The sequence below is a fragment of the Brevundimonas sp. genome, from assembly GCF_036659295.1.
Lineage (GTDB): Bacteria > Pseudomonadota > Alphaproteobacteria > Caulobacterales > Caulobacteraceae > Brevundimonas.
The window spans coordinates 1-7,980 of sequence record NZ_JAVXCU010000096.1; the positions used below are offsets into that span (position 1 = coordinate 1).

General features: G+C 56.2%; 7 protein-coding genes. 3 read left to right on the forward strand and 4 right to left on the reverse strand.

The genetic code is table 11. The annotated features are described in order from the left end of the window. Window positions 1-263: 263 nt before the first annotated feature. The 4 genes from RSB01_RS12535 to RSB01_RS12550 all read right to left on the reverse strand — a co-directional run bounded on the left by RSB01_RS12535 (window position 264) and on the right by RSB01_RS12550 (window position 3,432). On the reverse strand, window positions 264-1,157 hold the full coding sequence (locus tag RSB01_RS12535; protein ID WP_332620483.1) for an SDR family oxidoreductase: 894 nt from the start codon (window positions 1,155-1,157) through the stop codon (window positions 264-266). 85 nt (window positions 1,158-1,242) lie between these two features. Further along, complete coding sequence (locus RSB01_RS12540) at window positions 1,243-2,259, reverse strand: DNA topoisomerase IB (RefSeq protein WP_332591881.1); 1,017 nt, start codon at window positions 2,257-2,259, stop codon at window positions 1,243-1,245. A 6-nt stretch (window positions 2,260-2,265) separates the two neighbouring features. After that, entirely contained in the window at window positions 2,266-3,126 is an 861-nt protein-coding gene (locus tag RSB01_RS12545) for a Ku protein (RefSeq protein WP_332591880.1), read from the reverse strand. A gap of 72 nt (window positions 3,127-3,198) precedes the next feature. Beyond that, on the reverse strand, window positions 3,199-3,432 hold the full coding sequence (locus RSB01_RS12550) for a DUF5961 family protein (protein WP_332591879.1): 234 nt from the start codon (window positions 3,430-3,432) through the stop codon (window positions 3,199-3,201). A 118-nt stretch (window positions 3,433-3,550) separates the two neighbouring features. Here RSB01_RS12550 and ligD point away from each other — a divergent pair, with 118 nt between their 5' ends. The 3 genes from ligD to RSB01_RS12565 form a co-directional block, all read left to right on the forward strand. Continuing rightward, a complete protein-coding gene (gene ligD / locus RSB01_RS12555; protein ID WP_332625578.1) occupies window positions 3,551-5,995 on the forward strand; it encodes a DNA ligase D in 2,445 nt (814 codons plus the stop codon). Between the two features lie 186 nt (window positions 5,996-6,181). Then, window positions 6,182-6,796 carry a hemerythrin domain-containing protein gene (locus tag RSB01_RS12560; protein WP_332625579.1) on the forward strand — a complete coding sequence of 205 codons (615 nt, stop codon included), beginning with the start codon at window positions 6,182-6,184 and terminating at the stop codon, window positions 6,794-6,796. A 14-nt stretch (window positions 6,797-6,810) separates the two neighbouring features. After that, window positions 6,811-7,980: FAD-binding oxidoreductase (locus RSB01_RS12565; protein ID WP_332625580.1), on the forward strand; the 1,170-nt coding region annotated here is incomplete at its 3' end.

Genomic DNA, 7,980 nt, shown 5'->3' on the forward strand with positions numbered 1-7,980 from the left:
GGCCATCAAATTGGTAACCGAGAACTAGCTACGCTTTAAAAGCCTCTGAAGATCTGACTTTGATTGTCAAATCTGTATGTCCGTAGCCATTGAGTTCTAAGTGCACGAATTATTGGAACGAAGTGGTTCTAAGAAGCATCCCTTATAGACGGAAGGGAGGTTCACGATGAATTCGATCAACGAGAATTACGAAAAGCCAACCGTGCTTAGGAAGCCCGGATCACTATTGCGATTTCCAATGCTTCTGCTTGCTTTAACGCGTGCTAGCCAATGCCAGCTCCACCGGTCACGCCCCACACTTCACCCGTGACAAAACTGGCTTCCTGTGACGCCAGAAGAACATAGACGGGCGCAATCTCGACAGGCTGTCCGGGCCTGCCAAAGGCACTATGCGCGCCGAAGTTCCTGACCTTTTCATCGGGTTGACCGCCGCTGGGCTGAAGCACAGTCCAGAACGGACCGGGGGCGACTGCGTTGACGCGAATGCCGTGCTCGATAGCTTGTTTTGCCAGCGCCTTCGTATAGGTGACGATGCCGCCCTTTGTGGTCGCATAATCCAAGAGGATGTCACTGGGCTCATAGGCCTGAATAGACGCTGTCGTGATGATGGTGGCACCGGCTGGCATGACCGGCATCGCCGCCTGACATAGCCAATGCAGGGCATACAGGTTGGTCTTCATAGTTGCGTCAAAATCGCTGGTCGAAAACTCCGACAGATCATCACGATATTGCTGGCGCCCCGCATTGACCACGAGGATATCCATCCCGCCGAAAGCTTCAACGGTCCGTGCGACCATGGTTGCATTCCATGCCTCGTCGCGAACATCACCGGCCAGTACCAGCGCCTTTACGCCTTCTGCTTTGATCAGCTTGGTGACCTCGGCTGCATCCGCTTCCTCGGAAGGCAGATAGGATATAGCGACGTCGGCCCCTTCCCTCGCAAAGGCGATTGCGACAGCGCGCCCGATACCGGAATCGCCACCTGTGATCAGGGCACGACGACCAGCCAGTCGGCCATGCCCGCGATAGCTTGTCTCGCCATGATCAGGAGTCGGTGTCATGCGCCTTACTAAACCCGGCGCTGTCTGTTCCTGATCCGGAAACGGCGGCCGAGGATATTGATGCCGCGGATCCTGCATCGATGACCGGTTCTCCATGGTACATATCTCCCTGGGTGATCGGTTCTGCTGAACCTATAAAAACAATCCTTTAGCCACGCGCCTGTTCCAGACGGACTTCCGTTCAATCGTCGACTGCCAAGGCCTTGGCTAACGCGCGTTCGAACGACTTGGCCGAGGTGCGCGGCAGTGCATCGACGATTGCGCCGCGCTCAAACAAGTCGACAACACGCGGATGCACATAGGCACTGCGACAAACCGCGAGCGTATTGCCCAGCAAGGACGCCGCCTCGCGAATACAACTATTGGCCTTGCGCTTAGCGTCCGCAGCCGAAGTGGGCGGGTCGGTATCACAAAGGGCGCGAGCCACGCACACAGTTGCAGCCCATGTGCGAAAATCCTTGGCCGAGAAGTCTTCGCCCATATTCTCCCGGATGAAGGCATTGATGTCGTCCGATGTGACGGCGCGGAACTGTCCCTCGTCATCGACATACTGAAACAGGGTGTGACCGGGCAGTTCATTTAGCCGCCTAACGCCTGCGGCAAGTCTGCGGTCTTGAACATTCAGGTCATGCACGATGCCGCTTTTTCCGCGAAATTTCAGGCGCAATTCAGCGCCGCTAATCTCGATATGGCGTTTGCGCAGGGTCGTCAGGCCAAAGCTTCGGTTCTCGCGCGAGTAACGGGCATTGCCGACACGGATCAGGCTTAGCTCCATCAGGCGCATCGCCGTGGCTACAATCTTTTCCTGATCAAAATTGCGTCGCGCGAGGCCTTTTTCAATAGCCGCTTCCAGCTTTGGCAGAGCCGCAGCAAAGGCCGGCATCCTCGCGAACTTGTTCTCCGACTGGGCCTTCGTCCAATCTGAATGATAGCGGTATTGTTTACGCCCTCGCGCATCACGGCCCGTCGCCTGAATGTGGCCGTTAGGGTGCGGGCAAATCCAAACCTGTGTCCACGCCGGAGGAATGGCCAGGGCCCGTATTCGCCCCAGCAGCTTTTCATTCGTTAAACGCGAGCCATCCCGCCCCAGATAAAAGAAACCTCGACCTGCGCGTTTGCGACGGATGCCTTCTATTTCATCCGAACACCAGCGTAGTCCGGCAGGTATGTCCTCTCTACCGACGACATCGCGACCCAAGGCAGATCACCCTGCTTTTCGTGCGCGCGGTTTGCTGGTCTTCGCCGTTGATTTGGATGGCGATTTTGATGTGGGCTTGCTCGCCGAGCGTCCGGCCTTGGCGTCCAGACTGGCGCGCAGCGCGGCCATAAGGTCGACCACATTGTCGTCCTTGGGGGCAGAGACTTTGGCGGGCTTCTTGCCCTTCTGCTTGTCGGCGATCAGGGCTTTCAACGCATCTTCATACCGGTCATTAAACTTGGCGGGATCAAATGGCCCCGTCTTCTGCGCGATGATCTGTTCGGCAATCTTGATCATGTCTGCATCCGGCTTGGCGTTAGATATCTCGCTAAACACCTCTTCGGGCTGGCGCACCTCGTCATCCGTTCGCAGCGTATAGGCTAGAATGCCTTTGCCTCGTGGCTCCAGCGCCAGAAGTCGCTCGCGGGTGGACATCACGACCCGCGCCAGCGCGATCTTCCCCGACTTCTCCATGGCCGTTCGAATGACGTTGAAGGCGTCCTGACCGATCTTACCGTCTGGCGCGAGGAAATAGGGATTGTCCCAATAGATACGGTCGATGTCTTTGGCCGGAACGAAGCTTTCGATGTCGATCGTCTTGGTGCTCTCCAGCTTGACTGATTTAATTTCATCGTCTGTCAGAAGGACATATTCACCCTTCGAAACCTCATATCCCTTCGCCAGATCCGAACGCGAAACCGGTCCCGTATCTGGATCGGTCGTGACCATCTTGATCCGGTTATTGGTCTTTGGATTGATCAGGTTGAAGTGGACGTCTCCACCCGTGGAGGTCGCCGTATAGAGCGCAACGGGACAGGTAACGAGCGACAGCTTTAGATGACCTTGCCAACTGGGTCTGGGAGCCATGGGAGCACCTCGTTTGTGAACAGCCTTGCCAAGGGCGCTGCTTACTAACGAGCATTGCGGCAAACAGTTCGATCAGCCGTAGGTTTCCAGATCACCGCTATCCGTATCCAGAAGAAAGCAATGTTGGTTTCCACCTTCAATATCGGCCAGCCAGAGCTTGAGTTCCCGCACCGGCGGCGATGTTACACAATCCTCGATATAGCTGACCGCTGCGGCCTCTAGAGTCAGTTCCTCGACAATCCGCGTCGGGTATCCGATCGCCATGACGCGATAACGGTTCAACTTTTCGGGTGCGATTGCGGCCATTGTGATCCTCCTTCTCAGTTCCAACGCATAGGACGCCGGATGGATTCACTGAAGGCTCCGAAAACTGTGTGCAGTGGAGCGCAAAGCCATAACGATCGTTAGTATGGTGGAGGACTGCATGCCCAATTCCCGCTTGGACACCTATCGCCAGATGCGCGACTTTTCCCGAACGGAAGAGCCGTCAGGTATTAGTGCCGAGATCGCGGCCTCAGACCATCTGCGCTTCGTCATCCATAAACATGATGCCAGCCAACTGCATTTTGACTTGCGACTGGAATGGAACGGAACCTTCCTGTCATGGGCAGTGCCCAAGGGGCCTTCGCTGGATTCCGCCGACAAACGGCTGGCCATGGCGGTTGAAGACCATCCGCTCGATTATGGGGATTTCGAAGGCATTATCCCCAAGGATCTGTATGGCGGTGGCACGGTGATGATCTGGGACCGCGGCCTATGGATACCCGAACCGGGCTTTGAGGACGTCGACAAGCATCTACAAAAAGGGGAACTGAAGTTCGTCATGGAAGGCAACCGGATGCACGGCTCATGGGTGCTGGTCCGGCTCAAACCTAAGACTGGAGAGAAGGGCAAGCCATGGATGTTGATCAAGCATAAGGACAGCGCAGCCAAGACGGGAAACAAGGGCGGCCCTAGCGATCGTGACAAGTCGGTTGCCTCGACGCGCACCATGAAGCAGATCGCCTCAAACGCTTCGGCCGATGTTGCGCCCTACATGACCCAGCCGCGCAGGAGCGCAAAGTTAGAGACGACAACGTCTACAAAGTCCCGAGCGAAAACCAAGACAGTCAAGCCGTCTGCTTTGCCGGATTTTATCGAGCCACAACTGGCTACAAATATCTCATCCCCTCCTGCAGGAGACGTGTGGGCGCACGAGATCAAGTTTGACGGCTATAGGCTGCAACTGCGGATCGACGGAGGGAACAACACCCTGCGTACCCGCAAAGGATCAGACTGGACCAAGCGCTTCCCCGCCATCGCCGCCGCTGCAAAGGGACTTAAAGACGGCATTTATGATGGCGAGGCCGTGGCACTGGACGACGAAGGAAAACCTAGCTTTGCCCTGCTCCAGAACGTGTTGGACGGCGAAAGAGATGCCTCGCTTGTCTATTACGCCTTTGATCTCCTGCACGATGGTCAGCAGGACATCCGCAGCCTGTCTCTCACAGACCGCAAGGCAAAACTGGAAACGCGATTAGCCAAAGCCAAAGGCGCTATCCACTATGTTGAGCACTTCCAGACGACAGGAAACGCGCTTTTGCAATCGGCCTGCCGGCTCGATCTCGAAGGGATTATCTCCAAGCGCCTGAGTTCACCCTATCGCTCTGGTCGCAGCGACGACTGGGTGAAATCAAAGTGCCGACAAGGGCAGGAAGTCGTGATTGCCGGATGGGCGACGACGGGCAATGCTTTCCGGTCGCTTATTGCGGGGGTCTATCGCGAAGGCAAACTAGAGCATGTGGGCCGGATCGGTACCGGCTTCAGCCGCAAGACCGTCGAGCAAATCATGCCCAGATTGAAGGCCATCGAGACGGACAAAAGCCCCTTCCCCGGCGGCCCTAAATCCATTGCAGGAGTCCATTGGGTAAAGCCGGTTCTAGTTGCTGAAATCGCCTTTGAGGGTTTTACCGGATCGGGCGCGATCCGACAGGCCTCGTTCAAAGGACTGCGGGAGGATAAAGCCCCCAAAGAGGTCGCGCTTGATAATCCTCAGGGGGCCTCAATGACTTCGACTGGCACAAAGGCCCCACTGCGCGGTGTTCGTCTATCCAGTCCGGACAAGGTCCTATGGCCCGCGACCAAGGACAGCCCGGCCATCACCAAACGCGATCTAGCGGAATATTACGAGCGCGTCGGCGAGAAGATGCTGGAGCACATTCGGGGCCGACCTTGCTCCATCATTCGTATGCCCGATGGTATCGAGGGCCAGAGCTTCTTTCAAAGACATCCTGTGAAGGGCCAATCACCTCTGATTGAAGCCGTCGAGGTCAAGGGTGATCCCAAGCCCTATATCCGTATCGATACCGTTGAAGGTTTGATTGCGGCAGCACAGTTTGCCGCCGTCGAAATCCACCCTTGGAACTGTGTGCCCTATCAGCACGACAAGGTCGAACGTCTGATTTTTGACCTCGACCCCGCACCGGAAGTCGCTTTCGACGAGGTCATCACAGCGGCCAAGGAAGTCCGCGACCGGTTGAAGGACTTAGGCCTCGAAAGTCACTGCAAGACCACGGGGGGCAAAGGTCTGCACGTCACATCCCATGTCGAGCACCTTGATATGGACTGGACAGAAGCCAAGACCTTCGCCAGGGAATTCGCCCGCGTCATGGCTGTAAATGCACCCGACCGCTATCTGATCAGCATGTCAAAAAAGGAGCGTAAAGGCCGTATCTTCATCGACTACCTACGCAACGACCGCAAAGCGACTGCTGTCGCACCCTACTCCCCTCGCGGACGACCGGGCGCTCCTGTCTCCATGCCATTGAGGTGGGGCCAGGTCCGCAAAGGCCTTGATCCAAGCCTCTATCGCATTGAGTTTGTTAGGTAATTTTGACGATCGGGTGCCGCACCGTAAGACGTCAAACCATCCGTTCTTTCTGCATCAGAGGGTGCGGGGGGAACGTAGTCCGTGCCGATTGGGTTTAGGTCAGTGGAATGGTGAAGGCTTCTTCATGCGCACATTTGGAGACCCCACCTATCCAGCTAGCACCTGAACCTATGTGTGGAGATCAATATGCCCAAGCATGCTCACCTCCAGCAGCCGACCAAGACACCACAGCAAGCCAAGGCAGACGCAATCGCCAAGGCCCAGGACATGGCTCCGGATCTATCTGTTCGTATCGGCTCGACACCGGAGACACCGTTCCGTGGTGATCCCGATATATTCGGTCGACTGGTCGAAGATCACGATCGTCACCGCGCCCTGCTGGCAATGATCCAGCAGACACATGGCAAGTCTGAAGACAGACAGCGGCTATTCCAAGAGCTGATAAGGGAACTGAAATCACACGCTGCAGCCGAAGAGCAAGCCTTGTGGTCCACTGTGCTGCGCGAGCCCACCACCACTGAAGATGCCCGTCACGCTGTCGCCGAACATAAGGAACTGGACGACATGCTGGCGGATCTCGCAGCTCGGGACATGGCGTCTCCGGGCTGGCTACGTCGCTTCGCTGCTCTCAAGGACGAATACCTTCACCACATTGGTGAGGAAGAGCAGGAGCAGTTTGTGGCCGCTAAACAAATCCTGACCGATGCTGACCGCAAATTTATGCGCAAGGTCTTTGAGCGTCGAAAAAAGGAAGAGAAAGCGGCTGCAAAAATCGAAAAGAAAATCAAACTGAAAGCGTGAGGATCGGTGCGTCCATGTCCTCGGCTACAAACGAACGCGACCTACGAACCGGGCGCTCGCTTTGGGCGGATTCATCAGCACTGGGAGTAGAAGCCAAACCGCTGACCGCAAGCACTTCGGTCGATATTGCCGTGATCGGCGCTGGCATCACCGGTGCCTTTATGGCTCACGCCCTGTCATCTGCCGCCATTGGCCTCAAAGAGACGTTCGGCCGCCCTGCGCGCATTCTCGTCCTCGATCGGCGCCCTCCCCTTTACGGATCGACGCTGGCCTCCACTGCCATGCTGCAATGGGAAATCGATCTACCTCTCGTTGAACTGACCAAGAAAATTGGATCGGAGAAAGCTTCAAGAGCTTACACGCGGTGCTTTCGCGCTCTGTGCGATCTGACGGCTCTGATCAAATCAGAACGCATCCGCTGTGCGTACGAAGATCGCAGCACTTTGTATCTGGCAGGCGACCTATACGGTTCACGGGCACTTGCAACCGAAACCGATGCGCGACGCGAATTGGGTCTACCCAGCCAGTTTCTATCCGCAGCAGACCTACGTGATAACTACGGCATCAACCGTACAGGTGCCATTCTCAGCACTGGATCGTCTTGCGCCAACCCGGGACAGCTCGCAGCCGCTTTACTACGGCGCGCCACGTCCAAAGGCGCAGCAATCCATTCTCCGGCCGAGGTTCTGGATGTGCTGTCTGATCCAGAAGGCGTGAGTTTGAGGCTCGACAATGGCGTGGTCGTGCGTGCCAAAAAAGTAGTGTTCTGTACCGGATACGAACTGCCTAAAAGGGTCTGCATACCCAAGGCAGATATCCTTTCGACCTGGGCAATCGCTTCAGACACTACCGCCACTATTCCGGACTGGCTCAAGACCACGATGGTTTGGGAAGCATCTGACCCATACCTCTATTTTCGTTCAACACCCGACGGCCGGATTATTCTGGGCGGAGAGGATGAAGAGAGCGAGACACGGCATTCGATCGCACGGCTGCTCGATACAAAGGCGAAAACGCTCAAAACGAAACTGGAACAGCTCGTTCCGGATATACGCCTCCAGCCCCAATACAAATGGGCCGGAGCGTTTGGGAGCAGCACAACCGGTCTGCCCTATATCGCACCGGCAGAGGACATGGATAATGTTTGGGTCGTGGCCGGCTTAGGCGGCAATGGCATCACCTAT

Bases quoted from the DNA above. Each gene is read 5' to 3' on its own strand.
- RSB01_RS12535 (WP_332620483.1), bottom strand. From the start codon at position 1,157: ATGGAGAACCGGTCATCGATGCAGGATCCGCGGCATCAATATCCTCGG.
- RSB01_RS12560 (WP_332625579.1), top strand. From the start codon at position 6,182: ATGCCCAAGCATGCTCACCTCCAGCAGCCGACCAAGACACCACAGCAA.
- RSB01_RS12545 (WP_332591880.1), bottom strand. From the start codon at position 3,126: ATGGCTCCCAGACCCAGTTGGCAAGGTCATCTAAAGCTGTCGCTCGTT.
- RSB01_RS12550 (WP_332591879.1), bottom strand. From the start codon at position 3,432: ATGGCCGCAATCGCACCCGAAAAGTTGAACCGTTATCGCGTCATGGCG.
- ligD (WP_332625578.1), top strand. From the start codon at position 3,551: ATGCCCAATTCCCGCTTGGACACCTATCGCCAGATGCGCGACTTTTCC.